1 protein-coding gene is annotated in these 1,400 nt (G+C 56.0%); it reads left to right on the top strand.

From position 1 onward, the window contains the following. Positions 1 to 112 precede the first annotated feature (112 nt). Positions 113 to 1,387: an IS4 family transposase gene (locus ACT4MF_RS18825; protein ID WP_137711476.1), complete on the top strand. Its 1,275-nt coding sequence runs from the start codon at positions 113 to 115 to the stop codon at positions 1,385 to 1,387. The last annotated feature ends 13 nt before the right edge of the window (positions 1,388 to 1,400 follow it).

Raw genomic sequence — 1,400 nt, 5'->3', positions numbered from 1 at the left:
TCATCTGTCTTCAGTTAAGCAAGAAACCGCGTGATAGCGGAGGCTTATCGAGACATCTTTCGGAAGGAATGAGGAAGCCGAGTTTGTGCCCAACGGCTCCTCATCTCGAATTATGCGTCGGCTCACTACACTGTTTCCCTCTGAGTTTCTCGAAGAGCACGCCGAGGAACTCGGCGTGGTCGAACGTGACCGCAAGCTTCAGATCCCTGCCTTCGTCTGGACATTTGTGTTCGGTTTCGCCGCAGGCGAAAGCCGAACACTCGCCGGGTTCAGACGATCTTACAACTCAACTGCCGATGAGACAATCTCGCCCAGCGGGTTCTATCAGCGGTTGACGCCGACGCTTGCGGAGTACCTCCGCGACCTCGTCGAGCGCGGTCTCGACGAGGTCGCTGTTCCTGATGCTGTTGACGCTGATATCGACCGATTTAGAGACGTGATGATCGCCGATGGAACGGTGTTGCGGTTACATGAGTTTCTTTCAGATCAGTTCGAAGCCCGCCACGAGGAGCAGGCTGGAGCGAAGCTCCACCTGCTCCACAATGCCACAGAGCAGACGATCGAACGGATCGATACTGCTGACGAGAAAACACACGACAGCACCCTGTTCAAAACAGGGCCATGGCTTGAGAACCGCCTCATGCTGTTCGATCTCGCCTACTTCAAGTACCGCCGGTTTGCGCTGATCGACGAGAACGACGGCTACTTCGTGAGTCGGCTGAAGCAGAACGCGAACCCGGTGATTACGGCAGAATTACGGGAATGGCGCGGCCGCGCCATTCCCTTGGAGGGCAAGCAGCTCCGAGCTGTTCTCAACGATCTCGATCGGAAGTACATCGATGTGGAGGTCGAAGTCGAATTCAAACGAGGGCCGTACAATGGGACGCAGTCGCTAGATACGAAGCGATTTCGCGTCGTCGGCGTCCGCGACGAGGACGCCGACGACTACCACCTGTACATAACGAATTTAGCGAGGAAAGAGTTCTTTCCGGCGGATTTAGCGGAGATCTACCGCTGTCGGTGGGAAGTTGAGTTGCTGTTCCGGGAGCTGAAGACGCAGTACGAATTGGACGAGTTCGACACGAGTGACGAACACGTGGTGAGGATCTTATTGTACGCAGCGCTGCTGTCGCTGCTTGTAAGCCGCGATCTGTTGGATCTAGTCACTGAGCAGGCGGATGATGAGCTTGTGTTTCCGACAGAGCGCTGGGCGGCGACCTTTCGGTCGCACGCCCAGCTTTTGCTCCACGAACTCGGCGAGTTCCTCGGCTACTCACCACCGCCGCTGCTCGACCGGCTGATCGAAGACGCTCAAAAGATCCACAAACGACGACCAATCTTACAAGAGACACTCGCTACCGCTACACAACCGAGGTGTGAGTCTTAACTGAAGACGGATG

This window comes from Halorubrum sp. FL23 (assembly GCF_052439115.2).
Lineage (GTDB): Archaea > Halobacteriota > Halobacteria > Halobacteriales > Haloferacaceae > Halorubrum > Halorubrum persicum.
Note: the sequence above shows the minus strand (reverse complement) of the source record. Positions and strands in the feature narration are given on the sequence as shown.